Source organism: Yoonia litorea (assembly GCF_900114675.1).
GTDB lineage: Bacteria > Pseudomonadota > Alphaproteobacteria > Rhodobacterales > Rhodobacteraceae > Yoonia > Yoonia litorea.
In genome coordinates this window covers 1015216-1032184 of the sequence record NZ_FOZM01000001.1, presented here as the reverse complement: position 1 = coordinate 1032184, position 16969 = coordinate 1015216, and the positions used below count along the sequence as shown (strand labels likewise).

19 protein-coding genes and 1 tRNA gene are annotated in these 16969 nt (G+C 57.8%); 9 read left to right on the top strand and 11 right to left on the bottom strand.

Features of this window, described 5'->3' with window-relative positions:
* Nucleotides 1-20: 20 nt before the first annotated feature.
* Genes hydA through BM316_RS05445 form a run of 4 tightly spaced genes read left to right on the top strand, consistent with a single transcriptional unit; the run spans nt 21 to nt 3442 of the window.
* Nucleotides 21-1463, top strand: a complete 1443-nt coding sequence (gene hydA / locus BM316_RS05460) for a dihydropyrimidinase (protein ID WP_242649768.1) — start codon at nt 21-23, stop codon at nt 1461-1463.
* A 2-nt stretch (nt 1464-1465) separates the two neighbouring features.
* Complete coding sequence (locus BM316_RS05455; protein ID WP_090204956.1) at nt 1466-1855, top strand: VOC family protein; 390 nt, start codon at nt 1466-1468, stop codon at nt 1853-1855.
* Nucleotides 1852-2532, top strand: a complete 681-nt coding sequence (locus BM316_RS05450; RefSeq protein ID WP_090204953.1) for an aspartate/glutamate racemase family protein — start codon at nt 1852-1854, stop codon at nt 2530-2532. The genes BM316_RS05455 and BM316_RS05450 overlap by 4 nt, the downstream gene beginning before the upstream one ends.
* A complete protein-coding gene (locus BM316_RS05445; RefSeq protein ID WP_090204950.1) occupies nt 2525-3442 on the top strand; it encodes a dihydrodipicolinate synthase family protein in 918 nt (305 codons plus the stop codon). The genes BM316_RS05450 and BM316_RS05445 overlap by 8 nt, the downstream gene beginning before the upstream one ends.
* 2 nt (nt 3443-3444) lie before the next feature.
* Here the strand turns inward: BM316_RS05445 and BM316_RS05440 are convergent.
* The 10 genes from BM316_RS05440 to iscR all read right to left on the bottom strand — a co-directional run bounded on the left by BM316_RS05440 (nt 3445) and on the right by iscR (nt 11737).
* Nucleotides 3445-3521 (bottom strand) — tRNA-Arg (locus BM316_RS05440).
* Nucleotides 3522-3574: 53 nt separating this feature from the next.
* Nucleotides 3575-4798 (bottom strand): cysteine desulfurase, encoded by a 1224-nt coding sequence (locus BM316_RS05435; RefSeq protein WP_090204948.1) that lies wholly within the window; start codon nt 4796-4798, stop codon nt 3575-3577.
* Nucleotides 4798-5391 carry a YIP1 family protein gene (locus BM316_RS05430; RefSeq protein WP_090204945.1) on the bottom strand — a complete coding sequence of 198 codons (594 nt, stop codon included), beginning with the start codon at nt 5389-5391 and terminating at the stop codon, nt 4798-4800. Before BM316_RS05430 ends, BM316_RS05435 begins: the two co-directional genes overlap by 1 nt.
* Nucleotides 5388-5891: a Yip1 family protein gene (locus BM316_RS05425; protein ID WP_090204942.1), complete on the bottom strand. Its 504-nt coding sequence runs from the start codon at nt 5889-5891 to the stop codon at nt 5388-5390. Before BM316_RS05425 ends, BM316_RS05430 begins: the two co-directional genes overlap by 4 nt.
* On the bottom strand, nt 5891-7177 hold the full coding sequence (gene sufD, locus BM316_RS05420; protein WP_090204938.1) for a Fe-S cluster assembly protein SufD: 1287 nt from the start codon (nt 7175-7177) through the stop codon (nt 5891-5893). The genes BM316_RS05425 and sufD overlap by 1 nt, the downstream gene beginning before the upstream one ends.
* Nucleotides 7177-7932 carry a Fe-S cluster assembly ATPase SufC gene (sufC, locus tag BM316_RS05415; protein WP_090204936.1) on the bottom strand — a complete coding sequence of 252 codons (756 nt, stop codon included), beginning with the start codon at nt 7930-7932 and terminating at the stop codon, nt 7177-7179. Before sufC ends, sufD begins: the two co-directional genes overlap by 1 nt.
* A 90-nt stretch (nt 7933-8022) precedes the next feature.
* Nucleotides 8023-8541, bottom strand: a complete 519-nt coding sequence (locus BM316_RS05410) for a hypothetical protein (protein ID WP_090204933.1) — start codon at nt 8539-8541, stop codon at nt 8023-8025.
* 114 nt (nt 8542-8655) lie between these two features.
* The gene (sufB, locus tag BM316_RS05405; RefSeq protein WP_090204930.1) at nt 8656-10179 is read right to left on the bottom strand and encodes a Fe-S cluster assembly protein SufB; all 1524 of its coding nucleotides are present in this window, start codon (nt 10177-10179) and stop codon (nt 8656-8658) included.
* Nucleotides 10180-10190: 11 nt separating this feature from the next.
* A complete protein-coding gene (locus tag BM316_RS05400; protein ID WP_207493622.1) occupies nt 10191-11225 on the bottom strand; it encodes a cysteine desulfurase family protein in 1035 nt (344 codons plus the stop codon).
* Between the two features lie 53 nt (nt 11226-11278).
* On the bottom strand, nt 11279-11737 hold the full coding sequence (gene iscR / locus BM316_RS05395; RefSeq protein WP_090204927.1) for a Fe-S cluster assembly transcriptional regulator IscR: 459 nt from the start codon (nt 11735-11737) through the stop codon (nt 11279-11281).
* A 164-nt stretch (nt 11738-11901) separates the two neighbouring features.
* Between iscR and BM316_RS05390 the strand changes: the two genes are divergently transcribed.
* From BM316_RS05390 to BM316_RS05370, 5 genes are all read left to right on the top strand, one after another.
* Nucleotides 11902-12555: an alpha/beta hydrolase gene (locus BM316_RS05390; RefSeq protein ID WP_090204924.1), complete on the top strand. Its 654-nt coding sequence runs from the start codon at nt 11902-11904 to the stop codon at nt 12553-12555.
* Between the two features lie 3 nt (nt 12556-12558).
* Complete coding sequence (locus BM316_RS16855) at nt 12559-12906, top strand: hypothetical protein (protein WP_311135658.1); 348 nt, start codon at nt 12559-12561, stop codon at nt 12904-12906.
* Nucleotides 12903-13496, top strand: coding sequence for an HD domain-containing protein (locus BM316_RS05380; protein WP_090204922.1), 594 nt, complete (start codon nt 12903-12905; stop codon nt 13494-13496). The genes BM316_RS16855 and BM316_RS05380 overlap by 4 nt, the downstream gene beginning before the upstream one ends.
* Before the next feature lie 234 nt (nt 13497-13730).
* Complete coding sequence (locus BM316_RS05375; RefSeq protein ID WP_090207588.1) at nt 13731-15761, top strand: DEAD/DEAH box helicase; 2031 nt, start codon at nt 13731-13733, stop codon at nt 15759-15761.
* A 374-nt stretch (nt 15762-16135) separates the two neighbouring features.
* Complete coding sequence (locus tag BM316_RS05370; protein ID WP_090204919.1) at nt 16136-16465, top strand: TfoX/Sxy family protein; 330 nt, start codon at nt 16136-16138, stop codon at nt 16463-16465.
* Nucleotides 16466-16525: 60 nt separating this feature from the next.
* Here BM316_RS05370 and ndk read toward each other — a convergent pair whose 3' ends face one another.
* Complete coding sequence (gene ndk, locus BM316_RS05365) at nt 16526-16948, bottom strand: nucleoside-diphosphate kinase (protein ID WP_090204917.1); 423 nt, start codon at nt 16946-16948, stop codon at nt 16526-16528.
* Between the last annotated feature and the right edge of the window lie 21 nt (nt 16949-16969).

Sequence of the window (16969 nt, the reverse complement as noted above, 5' to 3'; positions counted from 1 at the left end):
GGGCTTGCGTATCGGCGCGGATGCGCGGCAACATTGCCCTGAATATTCAGGAACTTGCCGTCATGTCCCAATCGTATGATCTTGTTGTGAAAAACGGCCGCATCGTCACGCCGCAAGGTGTGGTGATAGGCGATCTTGGCGTCATTGGTGAAACCATCGCCGAAATCGGACCGGCGCTTTCCGGGCGCGTTGAATTTGATGCGACAGGCAAATTTGTGGTGCCTGGCGGGGTCGACCCACACGCCCATATCGAACAGATGTCCGGCATGGGTCTGATGAATGCCGACACATTCGAGACCGCGACACGGTCTGCCGCGATGGGTGGCACCACGTCATTGATCAGCTTTGCCGCACAAGCCGAGGCCCAAAGAATCAGTGATGCCCTGATCGATTACTCGGCGCGTGCTGCACGCGGGGCGATGATTGACCACGCATTCCATATGATCGTGCGCGAAACGGACGTGCCCAACTTTGATCACGATATCACAACGGCGATCACGGCAGGCCATCGGTCGATCAAGGTTTTCACGACTTACAATATCAAACTAACCGACGCGCAGATTTTACACACGTTGAGACAGGCGCGTGCGGCCGGTGCACTGGTCTGCGTTCATGCAGAAAACGACGCCATCATTGCTGATGCCAAGGCCGCGCTCATCGCTGCTGGAAAAACTGCGCCCCACCACCACGCCGCCTCACACCCGCGCATGGCAGAGATCGAGGCGGTCGATCGCATTTGCCGCTTTGCCGAATACCTAGAGACACCTGTGATGGTTTTTCACATCTCCACGCGCGAAGGGGCCGAGGCGATCCGCGCTGCGCGAAAGCGCGGCGCGCCGGTCTGGGCCGAAACATGCCCGCATTACCTCTTCATGACCGAAGACATCCTGCATCAGGATGGTCTGGAAGGCGCCAAGTTCATGTGCTCCCCGCCGCAACGGACAGAGGACGATCAGGCAGCACTTTGGGAAGCCTTGGCAGATGGCACATTGCAACTGGTGTCCTCGGACCATGCCCCTTACCGCTATGACGAGACCGGAAAGCTCTCAGCGGGGCCTGATGCGCGGTTTGACCAGATCGCGAATGGGTTACCCGGATTAGAGACGCGTCTGCCGCTGATGTTCGACGCCATGGTGAGCAAAGGCAAGGGCGGGCCAGAGGCCTTTGCGCACATCACATCGACCCGCGCTGCCGAAATCTATGGACTAGAGAAAAAGGGCCGCCTTGCCGTTGGCATGGATGCCGACATCACCATTTGGGACCCCGACGCATCGGTGACCTACACAGGGAACGATTTGCATGACAACGTGGGCTATAACCCATGGGCGGGTCGTAACATCAAAGGTTGGCCCACAGATGTCTGGCTGCGCGGCAGAAACATCGTGGTGAATGGTACATTTGACGCCATGCCGGGCTCTGGCAAATGGATTGATCGCCCCCAGCGCCCGCAAATGAAAGGATAGCAATGCCCCGCCCCGAAACCGCAAACAAACTCGCCATCACATTTTTCTACTACCGCGATCTTCCTGCCGCGATGCGGTTCTATGAGAACGTGCTTGGACTATCCCTTGCGATCGATCAGGGCTGGTGCAAAATCTACCGGATCGCCGAGGGCGCGCATGTCGGGCTGGTGGACGAAACAAAGGGCATGAACAAATGGTTGCCAGAGAAGTGCGTCCAGCTTTGCATCCGTGTACCCGATGTGGACGCGTGGTATGCCTATGCGCAGGAAGAAAGCCTCGACAACCTGTCTGAGCTTTTTGTCAATGATGACATCGGCATCCGCGCCTTCGTCTTCAACGATCCCGAAGGCTACCAGATCGAAATCCAGTCCGCGACGCGGCCCGGCGCATGAGCGGCGACACCCTCATCATCATCAACCCCAATTCCTCGGATGCGGTGACTGCGGGGATTGACCGCGCCGTTGATCCCCTGCGGCGCCTTGGTATTCCGATCCGCTGCCTGACCTTGGCTGAGGGACCGCCGGGCATCGAAAGCCAGAAGCAGGCCGACCTGACCATTGCACCGATGTTGAAACTGGCTGCTGCGCAAAAAGATGCTGCAGGCTACGTGATTGCCTGTTTTGGGGACCCCGGGCTCAATGCCTTGCGAGATCAAACCACCCTCCCCGTCGTGGGCATACAGGAAGCCGCCGTGATGTCGGCGCTGACGCTGGGCCAACGTTTCGGCGTGATCGCAATCTTGCCCGCCTCGATCCCGCGCCACTTGCGTGCCTTTGGTGCAATGGGTGTCTTGGGCCGTCTGGCAGGCGACCGCGCGCTGGGTCTTGGCGTCGCCGATCTTGCCGATCCCGACAAAAGCCTTGCGGCAATGATCGCCACTGGCAAACGCCTGCGCGACGAAGATGGTGCCGACGTTCTGATCATGGGCTGCGCTGGCATGGCGCATTACCGCGCGACGCTTGAGACTGAAACCGGCCTGCCTGTGGTTGAACCCAGTCAGGCGGGTGCTGCGCTCGCCCTGTCTCATATTGCCCTTAAACAAAGCCACAAAGGAGCCCGCCATGCTTGATGAGACCGCCAAAGGTGTCTTCACCATCGCCGTGACACCGTTCAAACCAAACGGCGACGTGGATTGGGAAAGCGTCGACCGTATGGTCGATTTCTACATCGAAGCAGGTGCCACGGGTCTCACGATCCTGGGGATGATGGGCGAAGCAGGCAAGCTGACGGCAGAAGAATCCGTGGGGATCGTCAAACGGGTGGTAGCACGCAGCTCGGTCCCGATTGTCGTTGGCGTATCCGCCCCCGGTTTTGCGGCGATGAAGGCCCTTTCTGACGCCGCGATGGACATCGGTGCGGCTGGCGTGATGGTTGCACCGCCATCCAGCCTCAAGACTGACGGACAGATTCTGACCTACTATCACAACACAGCCGAGGTTTTGGGCGACGCGCCTTTCGTTTTGCAGGACTTCCCGCTGGTCACAAATGTGGTCGTGCCCACGTCGGTGATCTTGCAGGTGGTCGAAGATTGTCCGACCTGCGTGATGCTCAAACACGAGGACTGGCCCGGCCTCGACAAGATCAGTGCGCTGCGGGCCGCCTCGGACAAGGGCGCGCGGCGCATTTCAATCCTCTGTGGCAATGGCGGTCTCTACCTGCTGGAAGAAATGCTCCGCGGTGCTGACGGGGCGATGACCGGCTTTGCCTACCCTGAAATGATGGCGCAAGTGGTTGAGGCGCACGGCGCAGGCGACACTGACCGTGCAAGAGACATCTTTGACGCCTACATGCCGATGGTGCGCTACGAGGCGCAGCCGGGACTGGGGCTTGCGATCCGAAAGTACACCCTCGCGCAACGTGGTGTGATTGCACATGATACCGTGCGCAAACCGGGTGGCATGCTGAGTGCCGCAACCAAGTCAGAGGTGAACGCACTCGCCGCACGGCAAGCTGATAAACTCAAAGAACTGGGGCTGTAGGCTGGCGCACCCGAGAGGATTCGAACCTCTGGCCTCTGCCTTCGGAGGGCAGCGCTCTATCCAGCTGAGCTACGGGTGCCTGTCAGCGTCTATAGCGGGGTGATCGCCCCCTCGCAACGCCGAAAACCGGCGTCAGGCAAAGAGTTCGTGGCAAAGCTCCAACGCATCAACCAGCGCGTCGACCTCTTCCACGGTGTTGTACATTCCGAATGACGCGCGACAGGTCGCGCCCACGCCCATGTGCTCCATCAACGGCATCGCACAGTGCGTCCCTGCCCTGACAGCAACACCCTTTTTGTCGAGCACGGTCGAAATATCATGCGCGTGTGCGGCACCCTCCATCCGGAAGGAGAAAATCGCCCCTTTGGTTGCGGATTGCCCCTGCACATTCAGCCAGTTCAAGCCGTTCAGACGTTCGCGGGCGTAATCGCGCAATCCGCGCTCGTGGGTGGCAATCGCCTCCATCCCGACACCCATCATGTAATCAAGCGCCACACCAAGACCGATCATCTGGACAATGCCTGGGGTGCCTGCCTCGAACTTCATCGGCGGGTCATTCCATGTCACCGTATCGCGGCTTACTTCACGGATCATGTCGCCCCCGCCCATGAAGGGCCGCATCTCGGCCATACGCTCCTTCTTGACGTAGATCGCGCCGGACCCAGAGGGGCCGTAAAGCTTGTGCCCTGTGATCGCATAAAAATCGCAATCGAGGTCCTGGACGTCCACGGGCATATGCACCGCTGCCTGCGACCCGTCGACAAGCACGGGCACACCTTTGGCATGTGCGCCAGCGGTGATCGTTTTTACGTCAACGACTGTGCCCAGCACGTTCGACATATGGGTGATCGCGACGAGTTTTGTCTTGGGCCCGATGGCATCGATCACCTTTTGCGGATCAAGGTCGCCATTGGCGTCCACATCCACCCATTTGATCACGACACCCTGACGTTCACGCAAGAAGTGCCACGGCACGATATTGGCATGGTGTTCCATGATCGACAGGACAATCTCATCACCCGCCTGCAGACGGGGCATGGCCCAGCCATAGGCAACCATGTTGATCCCTTCGGTCGTGCCGGAGTTCATGATGATATCGTCTTCCCTGCCTGCGTTCAGGAACCGCGCAATCGTCCCGCGCACACTTTCGTACTTTTCGGTCGCGAGGTTGGACAGGTAATGCAGACCACGGTGCACGTTTGAATATTCCTGCGCATAGGCTTGGGTGATCGCATCAATCACAACCTGAGGCTTCTGCGCAGATGCGCCGTTGTCGAGATACACCAGAGGCTTGTTGTTGACCGTGCGTGACAGGATCGGAAAATCCGCCCTGATTTTGGTGACATCGTAACTCATCACAAACCTCCGGTGGGTCCGATCCCCAGAACAGCCAACAGAATACCCGCACAAAGCGCCGTCGACATCAGCGACAAAATGATCGTCAGGACCGCCTTAGCCAGACTATTGTAGCCGTGTAAGACATTGACGAAGTTAATGAATACCCAGATCAGCGCACCAAGCGACAACAATCCGAACATCGACCCAATTGCAGGGCTGATCAGGACCAGCACCAGTTGTACGGCCTCAAGCGTCAGACTGACCGATTGAAACCAGACGACGATAGCCAAAGTCGCCTCTATCGTCCCAGCGCCACCGAAAAACTGGCCAACGTAGTGGGTGCCAAGGACAAACAGCACCAGAAAGATCCCGATGATGGCCGCATAGCCAAACGGTGACATTGCAAAGGTTGAACCATCAGTTGCCATGACTGACGGTGAGAAAAGCTGCAAAAGCCCCAGCAGGATCACATTGATCACGGCAACAAGCGCCAGCGCTGTCCAAAGCGCATTTCGCGGGATGTTCAGTCCGATGACGCCACGCGCGGTTTCGCTGGGCTCCATGATGCTGTTCCAGACGGCGCGCATCCAGCTTTCGAAAGTAAATGTCATGTGCCGGATTCCGCCTCGCGCAAAGATTGCACCCAGATGTACACAAAGATAAGCGCGCCAATCCAGCCGACAACCTGTGCCTGCGTGCCTGGACCGATCAACCCGCGCACAAGACCGTAGAACAGAAACAGTGGCGAGGTTGCAAGCAACGTCCAGAAAAGCGCCAGCCGTGCGCCAAACCATGACCCCTTCCCGCCGAAAAGCTTTGCGACGAGATGCGAGAACGCAGCGATGCCATACATCATCAACGGCAACACGATCACGGTGCCGAAAAAAGTATAGGTCATCATGCCTTCGAAATTCATCTCGGGCGGAAACGGTGAGGTCTCATAGCCTTCTGAAACCCGGCGCAGACGTGGCCACTGCGCGACAAAGATCAGGAAACAGCTGATCATCAGAAAGACAATCGCGCGGTCCTCACGTCGTCCTTGATCCAGCAGGTCGCGGATCACTGACCGCGGCCTGCGCCAGGTGCGCACAATATCGGTCGAAACGGACATCAGCTGTGTCGGTTCAACCAGGATTCGAGACGGTCGCGCAGTTCTTCTGCCAAGCCTTCGTCTGCAATTTCTTCCAGAGCCTCAGCAAGGAAGGACAATGTCAGCATATTGCGGGCGATCTTTTCAGGGACGCCACGCGAGCGAAGATAGAACAGCGCGTCCTCGTCAATCGCGCCAGATGTCGAACCATGCGAACAGGCGACGTCATCGGCGTAGATTTCCAACTCCGGCTTGGCCAGAAACTGACTGTCATCATCCAGCAGCAGCGATTGACTGATCTGGTAGCCGTCAGTTTTCTGAGCCCCTTCTTTCACGAGGATCTTGCCCTGAAACACACCAGTTGCCCCATTGCGCAGGACCTTCTTGAAGACCTGACGGCTTTCGCAATTCACTGCATCGTGGGTGATGAAAACCGTATCGTCGTGATGGAAATCCTTGCCATCACCGACACATGCCCCGGCGACATGCGCGCTTGCATCATCGCCGATTATCTCAAGCACACATTCATTGCGGGTCAAAACGCCATTGAACGTCAACGTGAAGGACTTGAAGGTCGCTTCCTTTTCAATCCGCGCAAAGCAATGCGTGACAGCGCGTCGCTCGTGATCGCGCCCTTGCGCGCGGACATGGTGAAAGGCTGCACCCTCTGCCACGTCAACTTCCAGCAATTTGGAAAACCGCGAGGCCGCTGGCCCGGTTTCAAGCAATGTCACCTCTGCTCCGGCCTCAACCTTGACGAGGTTATGCAGGACCGCATCGGACGATGCATCGTTGTGCAGGTAAATCAGATTGATCGGCTTTTCGGCCTTGGCGGTCACGCGGATCACCACACCGTCTGTGGCTGTCGCGGTGTTTAAAGCAGCCAGAGGACGTGCCACAGGCTTCTGCCCACGCGCTTCAAGCACGCCATAGAGATCCTTTGCCCAATGGATATCGCTTGCGGCCACATCGGCAAGACGTTCAATCGTGACACCTTCAGCGGTAAGATCGTCAGAGGCATCTTCGTCGAACACACCATCCACGAAGACGATCTTGACCCGATCGACATCCGCAAAAAGCGGACCTTCGTCGTTGTCCAAAATCGCCGCCTGCGGTGCATCAACTGCTGTGATGGAACTCGGGTCGGTATATTTCCAGTATTCGTCACGTCGTGTCGGCAGGCCCATGGCTGCAACGCGTGTCAGTGCATCGTTGCGAGCCGCGTTGATCCATGCGGCCCCCTCAGGCAGGCTGACCGCTGCAAGGCGGGCATCAGTGACGTCCTGTTTCAGTTTTGCCAGTGCCATCAGGCCACCTCAGAAAGAATATCGGCGTAGCCGTTGTTTTCCACCTCAAGGGCAAGCTCAGGGCCGCCAGACTTCACGATCCGGCCATCCGCCATGATATGCACGATGTCTGGTTTGATGTGGTCGAGCAGACGCTGGTAGTGGGTGATCACAAGGAAAGACCGCCCTTCGGAGCGCAACGCGTTGACACCGTCTGCGACCAGTTTCATCGCATCAACATCAAGACCGGAATCCGTTTCGTCCAGCACGCACATCTTGGGCTCAAGCATCGCCATCTGCAGAATCTCGTTGCGCTTCTTTTCACCGCCAGAGAAGCCCATATTCACAGGGCGCTTGAGCATATCCGCATCAATCTTGAGGCTCTTGGCCTTCTCACGGACAACCTTCAGAAAATCGCCGGCGCTCAGTTCGTCTTCGCCACGCGCCTTGCGCTGCGCGTTCACGGCTGTGCGCAGGAATGTCATGTTGCCGACGCCGGGGATTTCAACCGGATATTGAAACGCAAGGAAAAGACCCATCGCAGCGCGTTCTTCCGGCTCAAGCTCCAGCAGGTCCTCACCATCAAGTGTGGCCTCACCGCCGATGACGTCATAGCCGTCCTTGCCGGACAGCACATAGGACAGCGTTGATTTGCCAGATCCGTTCGGCCCCATGATGGCATGCACGGTGCCGGGTGCGATGGACAGGTCCACGCCCTTCAGAATCTGCTTGTCTTCTTCTTCAAGTTTGACCTCTAGGCCTTTGATCTCGAGCATGATTGTCTCCTCAGGATACAGATATGGGCACGCAAATCGACCGCACAGACCGATGGCCTGTCCGGTGTGTTGCGTGGACGTTTGTGTGATTTAGAAGGTGTAGGTGCTTGCGCCCACGATCACCGACATTTCTGTCGTCGTCGCCATGACGTATTGCACATGTTCCGGTGTGTAGATCATTGCCATCTGCTCCGGCCAGCGCCAGATCAGATTGTGGCCAGCGACCACCATGGCATAGATCCCGACTGCTTGGGACAAGCGATCGAAAAGGCTGCGTTTGTTGGTCAGCGCTGTGACCATCGCCACAACCCAGAGCGCTACAAGCAGATCGACGGTCAACGCCATCATGGCTGTATCGACCTCTGGAATGTAGCGGACACGGATGACCTGTGCGGCGAAGTACCCGAAGGCGCCCAGCACGGCTGAGACGATGAAAAGCGCCAGAAAAGATGACTCTTCGCGCACCTTGGCTTTCTTGATTTTGTCGCGCGGCACCCGCTTGGGAACATGCATCCCCAGATCCGGGTCGAAGTATGACTTGTTCCGCGGACTGTTGATGCGCTTCACCCGCGCGTTGAAATCGTTGATATCCTGCTTGCGATGCGCCATGCCGAATTACCCCATCAAATCGCCAACGGCCCAATCTTGCCCGCACATTTGGGCAAGATCGGGGCCGCAGCGTGACGGCGGCGCGACAATTATTGACACATGCTTGCGACATGATCAGCCAACGGACCCTTCGAGCGAGATTGCGACAAGTGCCTGAGCTTCCATCGCAAATTCCATCGGCAGGGCCTGCAACACTTCCTTGCAGAACCCGTTGACCACAAGCGCCACGGCCTCTTCCTCGTCCATGCCGCGGCTGCGGCAATAGAAAAGCTGGTCGTCATCGACCTTGGATGTAGTTGCTTCGTGCTCAACCCGCGAGGAATTGTTCTTCACCTCGATGTAGGGCACCGTATGCGCGCCGCATTTGTCACCGATCAGCAAGCTGTCGCACTGCGTGTAGTTGCGCGATTCCTTGGCTTTCGGGTGCATGGAGACCAGCCCGCGATAGGTGTTCTGCGCTTTCCCGGCGCTGATCCCCTTGGAGACGATCCGCGACTTTGTGTTCTTTCCCAGATGCACCATTTTCGTGCCGGTATCGGCCTGCTGCATGTTATTGGCAATCGCGATGGAGTAGAATTCACCCTGGCTGTCATTGCCGCGCAGGATGCAGCTTGGGTATTTCCATGTGACGGCCGAGCCGGTCTCGACCTGGGTCCACATCACCTTTGCCCGGTCACCACGACAATCAGCGCGTTTCGTCACAAAGTTGTAGATGCCGCCCTTGCCGTCTTCATCACCGGGGAACCAGTTTTGCACGGTGGAGTATTTGACCTCGGCATCTTCCTCTACGATGATTTCGACCACAGCCGCATGAAGCTGCGCCGTGTCGCGCTTGGGCGCAGTACACCCCTCAAGATACGACACGTATGATCCCTTGTCGGCAATGATCAGTGTCCGCTCGAACTGGCCCGTGTTTTCAGCGTTGATCCGGAAATAGGTGGACAGCTCCATCGGGCAGCGCACACCCGGCGGGATGTAGACAAACGATCCGTCCGAAAAGACAGCCGAGTTCAGCGTTGCATAGAAATTGTCTGACGGCGGAACGACAGACCCCAGATATTTCTTTACCAGCTCGGGATGCTTTTCGATGGCCTCGGAGATCGAGCAGAAAATAACCCCTGCCTTCTCCAACTCTTTCTGGAAGGTCGTGCCGACAGAGACGGAGTCAAAGACCGCATCTACAGCTACTTTACGCCCTTCGGCAGGCGCATCCTCAGCACCCTCGACGCCAGCAAGGATCATCTGCTCTTTCAAAGGGATGCCGAGCTTTTCATAGGTTGCCAGCAGCTTGGGATCGACCTCGTCCAGAGACTTGGGCTTTTCTTCCATGCTTTTGGGGCGGGCGTAGTAATAGATGTCCTGAAAATCGATGTCAGGATAGTTGACCATCGCCCAAGTGGGCTCTTCCATCTTTTCCCAACGCTCGAACGCCGACAGCCGCCATTCGGTCATCCACTCAGGTTCGTTATTCTTTTGCGAAATCAGCCGAACGATATCGGGGTTCACGCCCTTGGGCGCGAATTCCATCTCGATTTCGGTTTCCCACCCGTATTTATAATTGCCCGAGAGCTCCTTGACCGCATCCACGGTCTCTTGATCAACACCCTCTTTGACCTCGACTGTATCCAAAGCTGTCATTGTCTTTCCTCTCAAGCGGCCCGGCGCCGCGCCATTTTCTTTCCCCAAGCCTCTGCAAACCGCAGAACCTCGTCTTCAGTTGTTTCAAGCCCCAAAGACACGCGCAGCGCACATGCCGCAAGGTCATCATCCAGCCCTAACGCCTTGAGAACCCTGCTGGTTTTTACCTTTCCGCTTGAACAGGCAGAGCCTGCCGAAACCGCAAAACCTGCAAGATCCATCGCCATCACCTGCGTTTCACCCTTCCAGTCCGGGGTGACAAAACACGAGGTATTGGGAAGGCGCCTAACATCTTTCCCGACAAAAATAGTATTCTTTTCCTGCGCCTCAATGGCGTTTTCTAGAATATTTCTAAGTTTTTCGATCCGGTCCCATTTTCCCGCCGCAAGATCGGCCTGTGCGGCAACCGCTGCAGCCCCCATCCCGGCAATACCGATGATGTTCTCCGTGCCGGAGCGTCGGCCCATTTCCTGCCCGCCGCCCTTGATTTGCGCAGCAATATCCGTTCCTTGCGGAAACACCAGCGCGCCCACGCCTTTCGGACCACCAAATTTGTGGGCAGACAGGAACACCATCCCGACACCGGCCCAGGAAAAGGCGAAGGGCAACCGGCCGAAACCTTGGGTGATATCACTCACAGCAAGGCCCGGCGGCAGCTCCTGCACAATACCAGTTTCAGAATTGGCAAGCTGCACAACAGCGCTTTCAGGCACGGCCACCTGTACCGCACCATTCACAACAGGCAGAACAGGATCAATCCAGGCGTGAACCGCATCATGCTCTATGGGTGCAGCCTTCAGACCGCGTCCGGCAAGGGCAAGTGCCGCGGCCTCGGTCGCGCCAGAAACGAAGACAACATCCGCATTTGATGCCCCCACAGCCTCGGCGACCTGCGCACGGGCTTTCTCGACCAATGCTTTCGCGGCACGACCCTCGGCGTGGACCGATGACGGATTGCCGACCACATCCATCGCCGCCAGCATAGCCTGCCGCGCCTCGGGGCGCAGCGGTGTCGTCGCGTTATGATCCAGATAGGTTCTCATCATTTTGCCAAAAATACTTCGGGGGAGTCGCCTTCTGGCGACGGGGGCAGCGCCCCCTATTCATCAACCACTTCAAAGAGCGCCGGAACGGCCGGACATGGCGCAAGCTCATTGCCCACAACATCAGAGAGGCGCGCCTGGTGCAGAAAAACATAGACATGCGCCGACAACCCTTCCCAAAGCCGGTTGGTCATCGATTGCGCCCGGCTGCCAGATGCCGCGCCAGAGGCGCCTGCACCCTTGTGCATCGCCGAGACCGTTTCATCCACGGCGCCAAGAATTTCAGAGACACGAATATCCGAGGCTGGACGCGCCAGTCGGTAGCCGCCACCCGGCCCACGGACGGAATCGACCAACCCTGCGCGGCGCAGCTTGACGAAAAGCTGTTCCAGATAGGGCAATGAGATATCCTGCCGTTTGGAAATCTCGGTCAGATTGACAAGGACATCACCATCCTGCAGCGCCAGATCAGCAAGCGCGACCATCGCATAACGGCCTTTGGTGCTGAGTTTCATCTCTCTCCCCTGACTTCACCGGTGGCAACGGCATTGACGCCGCGCCTGCGCGACTTTACTTCGAACCGTGATACCCATGGGCCACGGCTCAGTTTAGAATCCTTCTAAAGTGCCTGAGCGTTTCCGTCAAGATTAACGTTTCAGGCCAGAATAACGGACACAGAATGCCCGAAGTCATTTTTCCAGGACCAGAAGGCCGCCTCGAAGGCCGCTACCACCCACAAAAAGACCGCGATGCGCCGATTGCCATTGTCCTGCATCCCCACCCGCAATTCGGCGGCACCATGAACAACCGTGTCGTCTACAACCTGCACTATGCGTTCTACAACATGGGCTTCACCGTGTTGCGGTTCAATTTCCGCGGTGTCGGGCGCAGTCAGGGCGAATACGATCAGGGCGTCGGAGAGCTCTCTGATGCAGCCTCCGCGCTGGACTACCTGCAGTCGATGAACAGCAATTCCAAACATTGCTGGGTCGCTGGTTTCTCTTTTGGGGCCTGGATTGGCATGCAGCTGTTGATGCGCCGTCCGGAGATTACCGGTTTCATCTCGGTCAGCCCGCCTGCCAATATGTATGATTTCAGCTTCCTTGCACCCTGCCCGTCATCCGGCCTGATCATCAACGGGACCAACGACCGCGTCGCGCCGCCTGCGGATACCGTCAATCTGGTGAACAAGCTGCACGAACAAAAAGGCATCACAATCACCCATGAGGTCATGGATGGTGCCGGTCACTTCTTCGAGGATCCGCATATGGACCCGATGATCGACCACGTCAGAACCTATGTGCGCCGTCGTCTGACCGAAAACACGCGCTAGGCCATGGCAGACAGCTATCTTGAACAAGTTGCTGGCGAGCTCGCCGATCTCGCCCTCGCCGATCAAGAGGCGTCCGGCGATATCGGCATTGTCGAAACCGTCGCAGGCGTTCTTGGGGCTTCGTCACAAACGCTGGAAGAGGCGTTTCTGACGGCCGTGCGCGTCAGGCGCGCTGAAGCCAGAGCACGCAAGCTTTTGGATGAGCGTCGCGCCAACGGCTATATGGACATCACCCCCGATGAGGAGGGCGCCGACGACGAAAGCGATGATGCGCAGGCCGAAGAGACCGCTGATATGCAAGAGACGCTCAGGCTCAAAGGTATCAACGCACCACGGCGCATCACACGGTGAGCAACACACGGATCAATGCCCAACTCGCGTTTCTGACCGAAGTGGACAAGCTTAAGTCTGTGGTGCGCGGCACGACGCTTTGTGACGGTTCGCGCAAGGAAAACTCGGGCGAACACAGCTGGCACATCGCGCTTTATGCGCTTGTGATGGCCGAACATGCCAACCGGCCTGTCAATATCGACCGCGTGATCAAAATGCTGTTGATCCACGACATTGTGGAAATTGACGCTGGCGATAATCCCATCCACGGCAACCACGACCCTGTCGAAATGGCGCGCATCGAAGAAAAGGCCGCTGACCGGATTTTCGGCCTTTTGCCAGAGGATCAACGCAAAGCGTTCCGCACCCTCTGGGAAGAGTTCGAAGCCGCAGAGACCGACGACGCCATCTTTGCCAAATCCATTGATCGCGTGCAGCCGGTTGTATCCAATCTAGCGACAGATGGCGGGTCATGGCCTGAATACAATGTCACCGCCGAGCAGTTGCAGACCCGTGTTGGGGTCAAGGTGCAAAAAGGTGCGCCCGCGATCTGGGAGGCCCTGAAGGCGCGGATCGACCGTTGGTTCGCCGAACATACAACAGCATCCTGATGTTGCATCGCCGATGGGGGGCTGTCTGCCCCCCGCTGACGCTCCCCGCGAGGATATTTCGGGGCCGATAATAGGGCCGTGTGGTTCTGCGTGACCTCTGGTCAGGCTACCAGTCATCCGACGTGTTGGCTGTGATATATGCAATGCGCGCAGACCAATGCGGCGAATATGCCCCTATACAATCCGCTGCGGTGGGCGTAGGGCGCGGGTCTGACGCTCAAGAAAGCCGCTATGATGATCCCGACACTTGCCCAAGCCCTCCAAGATCAGGGCTACACCGACCTCACCCCAGTGCAGGAGGCTGTGACCGACGATGCGCTATCAAACCGCGACTTGCTGGTTTCGGCTCAAACCGGCTCTGGCAAGACGGTTGGGTTTGGATTGGCGATTGGTCCGACAATCCTGCCTGAGGATGGACAATTGGATCAAGCCGGCGCGCCGCTCGCGCTGATTATCGCACCAACACGCGAGCTTGCGATGCAGGTAAAGCGCGAGCTGACATGGCTCTACCGGCCTGCCGGTGCACATCTTGCCTCCTGCGTGGGCGGCATGGATTACCGCGATGAACGCCGGTCGCTTGAGCGCGGCGCCCATATCGTCGTCGCAACGCCGGGGCGTTTGCGCGATCATATCATGCGCGGATCGATTGATCTGTCGGGGGTCCGTGCGGTTGTTCTTGATGAAGCCGACGAGATGCTTGATCTTGGCTTTCGCGAGGATCTGGAATTCATCCTCGAAGCGGCGCCAGAGACCCGTCGCACGCTGCTTTTTTCAGCCACCGTGCCACCGATGATCGCGACCCTGGCGAAATCGTACCAGAAGGATGCCGCACGGGTCGTGACGACATCGCGGGAAAGCCAGCATGCCGATATCGAGTATCGCGCGCTGCGCGTTGCCAACCACGATATCGACGCGGCGATCATCAACACATTGCGATTCTATGACGCGCCGAATGCCATCGTTTTTGCCAACACACGTGCAATGGTCACACGGCTGACCACGCGTTTGTCGAACCGTGGGTTTGCCGTTGTCGCCCTCTCAGGAGAGCTCACGCAATCTGAGCGCTCGAACGCCCTGCAAGCGATGCGGGACGGACGCGCCAAGGTTTGCGTGGCGACAGATGTGGCCGCGCGCGGCATTGACCTGCCGAACCTCGATCTGGTGATCCATGCCGAACTGCCCACCAATGCTGAAACCCTCCTGCACCGCTCGGGTCGCACGGGGCGCGCGGGTCGCAAGGGTATTTCGGCGATGGTGGTGCCTGCCAAAATGCGCAAGCGTGCCGAAAACCTGCTGAAATGGGGGAAGCTCACGGCGACTTGGACGGTTCCGCCAACAGCCGAGGAAATCACCGCCAAGGATGAGGACCGCCTGCTGAACGATCCTGTCTGGACCGAAAGCTTTACCGAGGCTGAAACAGGTTTCGCGGCGAAACTTCTGGAGCGGTATGCACCCGAAACCATCGCGGCGGCCTATCTGCGGCTTTATACCGGTGCGGCGTCGGCACCAGAAGAACTGTCGGCGGATATCGAGACCCAACCGGCCAAAGAGCGCAAAACGCGTGACGTGCAGACATTCGGCCCTTCGCGCTGGTTCCGCATTGATATCGGCCGCGAAGGCAAGGCCGAAGCGCGTTGGTTGTTGCCGATGCTCTGCAAGGCTGGCGGGATCACCAAGAAAGAAATCGGGGCGATCCGTATTCAACCGAATGAGACCTTTGTCGAAATCTCGGAGCCCGCCGTCCCCGGATTCCTGCGCAGCATCGGCCCAGCCATGTCGCTTGAGAACCAAGCCAAACTCAGCGAACTCGACGGCCCGCCACAGCTTGGCGCGCGCGGGCCGCGCAAAACCAAACGCGATTATGATCAACCGCGCGAGGCCAGATCCGGCGACACACGCAAGCAAGGCGATGCGCCACGCAAACGCGCAGACACACCGCCCCGACAGCATGACCCCGAGGCCGTCAAGCCCCGCAAACCGCGTCAGAAGTCACAGGGCGACAAACCGGCCGCACCGTCCAAAAAGCCATATGAAAAGGCGAAGGGAAAACCCCGTCACGAGAGCAAGGATCGCGATTTCAAATCGAAATCAGGTCAGCGCAAGGACGGCAAACCGCCCCGTAAAGAGGGTGGCAAGCCACCGGCAGCGGCCAAGGGCAATGCCAAAGATACCTCAAAACGGTTCACCCCGCCGGGCGGAAAAGCGAAGCCACGCAAGGGCTTAGGCAAAGGTGGAAATGCAGCGCCGCGGCGCGGACGGTCCTAGCGGGCCGTCAGGCGGTTACATTTTTGTCACGCTGCGCGTGCAAAATAATGTGTGCCCACTCGCCAGATGACCTTTTCGCCGCTTAGCCTGATCTTACGAGCACGCGAAAGGACCAGAAAATGGCCACAGCAAAACCATCGCCTGCTGCACAAGAGCCGCAGGCACCGCAACAACAAACGGTTGCGTCGCACGCCGCAGGGTCACGGCAACCTGCACCCTCCAAAGAGCCGAAACCAACTGTTTTTACCGATTACGCGAGTATTTGAGAACACATGCCTTCAGGCCGGTGAGGCCCGATAGATGCCAGCGCCTCCTCCCAGTGCTGCGTCTGCCCTCACTGGCCTCTTTTTTGCAAAGCCGCTAGCTTTGCACCCATGACGGCCCTGACATCCATCAAGAATATCGGCCCGGCGTTTGAGTCCTCGCTGAAATCTGTCGGCATCACATCCGCAGAGCAACTGCGCGAGATGGGTGCCGATGCCGCCTATACACGCCTGTTGCAGGGCGGATCGAAACCACATTTCATCGGATATTATGTGCTGCACATGGCGCTGCAGGGCCGACCATGGAATGACTGCAAAGGCGAAGAAAAGAAGGCGCTGCGCAAACAGTTCGACAAGATCAAATCGCAAAGCTTCGATGCGGAGCGATCGGAGCTGGAGCGCATTCTGGACCAGATCGGCGTGATCGAAACACCGAAATAGCCACAAAAAAGCCGCCCGCACCAACAGATGCGGACGGCTTTGTAGGTGGTGTCTGGCAGATTAGCCGACCAGTTCGAGACCGGAGAAGAAGAACGCGATTTCTTCTGCAGCGGTTTCAGGTGCGTCAGACCCGTGCACAGAGTTTTCACCGATCGACAGGGCAAATTCCTTGCGGATTGTGCCGGGCGCTGCGTCTGCAGGGTTTGTCGCACCCATGACTTCGCGGTTTTTGGCAATCGCGTCTTCGCCTTCAAGAACCTGTACAACGATTGGCTCCGAGATCATGAATTCGCAAAGCTCGTCAAAGAACGGACGGTCCTTGTGGACACCGTAAAACTGCTGTGCTTGGGCCAGTGTCAGCTGGATACGCTTGGAGGCCACGACGCGCAGGCCTGCCTCTTCGAATTTGGCGATGATCTGACCGGTCAGATTGCGCTTAGTTGCGTCTGGTTTGATGATCGAGAAAGTGCGTTGAATAGCCATTGAGAGCCTCTTTTCAGCGGT

What these genes read in the sequence shown, in the direction of transcription:
- hydA (WP_242649768.1), top strand. Translation starts at nt 21, where the DNA reads ATGCGCGGCAACATTGCCCTGAATATTCAGGAACTTGCCGTCATGTCC.
- BM316_RS05455 (WP_090204956.1), top strand. Translation starts at nt 1,466, where the DNA reads ATGCCCCGCCCCGAAACCGCAAACAAACTCGCCATCACATTTTTCTAC.
- BM316_RS05450 (WP_090204953.1), top strand. Translation starts at nt 1,852, where the DNA reads ATGAGCGGCGACACCCTCATCATCATCAACCCCAATTCCTCGGATGCG.
- BM316_RS05445 (WP_090204950.1), top strand. Translation starts at nt 2,525, where the DNA reads ATGCTTGATGAGACCGCCAAAGGTGTCTTCACCATCGCCGTGACACCG.
- BM316_RS05435 (WP_090204948.1), bottom strand. Translation starts at nt 4,798, where the DNA reads ATGAGTTACGATGTCACCAAAATCAGGGCGGATTTTCCGATCCTGTCA.
- BM316_RS05430 (WP_090204945.1), bottom strand. Translation starts at nt 5,391, where the DNA reads ATGACATTTACTTTCGAAAGCTGGATGCGCGCCGTCTGGAACAGCATC.
- BM316_RS05425 (WP_090204942.1), bottom strand. Translation starts at nt 5,891, where the DNA reads ATGTCCGTTTCGACCGATATTGTGCGCACCTGGCGCAGGCCGCGGTCA.
- sufD (WP_090204938.1), bottom strand. Translation starts at nt 7,177, where the DNA reads ATGGCACTGGCAAAACTGAAACAGGACGTCACTGATGCCCGCCTTGCA.
- sufC (WP_090204936.1), bottom strand. Translation starts at nt 7,932, where the DNA reads ATGCTCGAGATCAAAGGCCTAGAGGTCAAACTTGAAGAAGAAGACAAG.
- BM316_RS05410 (WP_090204933.1), bottom strand. Translation starts at nt 8,541, where the DNA reads ATGGCGCATCGCAAGCAGGATATCAACGATTTCAACGCGCGGGTGAAG.
- sufB (WP_090204930.1), bottom strand. Translation starts at nt 10,179, where the DNA reads ATGACAGCTTTGGATACAGTCGAGGTCAAAGAGGGTGTTGATCAAGAG.
- BM316_RS05400 (WP_207493622.1), bottom strand. Translation starts at nt 11,225, where the DNA reads ATGATGAGAACCTATCTGGATCATAACGCGACGACACCGCTGCGCCCC.
- iscR (WP_090204927.1), bottom strand. Translation starts at nt 11,737, where the DNA reads ATGAAACTCAGCACCAAAGGCCGTTATGCGATGGTCGCGCTTGCTGAT.
- BM316_RS05390 (WP_090204924.1), top strand. Translation starts at nt 11,902, where the DNA reads ATGCCCGAAGTCATTTTTCCAGGACCAGAAGGCCGCCTCGAAGGCCGC.
- BM316_RS16855 (WP_311135658.1), top strand. Translation starts at nt 12,559, where the DNA reads ATGGCAGACAGCTATCTTGAACAAGTTGCTGGCGAGCTCGCCGATCTC.
- BM316_RS05375 (WP_090207588.1), top strand. Translation starts at nt 13,731, where the DNA reads ATGATCCCGACACTTGCCCAAGCCCTCCAAGATCAGGGCTACACCGAC.
- BM316_RS05370 (WP_090204919.1), top strand. Translation starts at nt 16,136, where the DNA reads ATGACGGCCCTGACATCCATCAAGAATATCGGCCCGGCGTTTGAGTCC.
- ndk (WP_090204917.1), bottom strand. Translation starts at nt 16,948, where the DNA reads ATGGCTATTCAACGCACTTTCTCGATCATCAAACCAGACGCAACTAAG.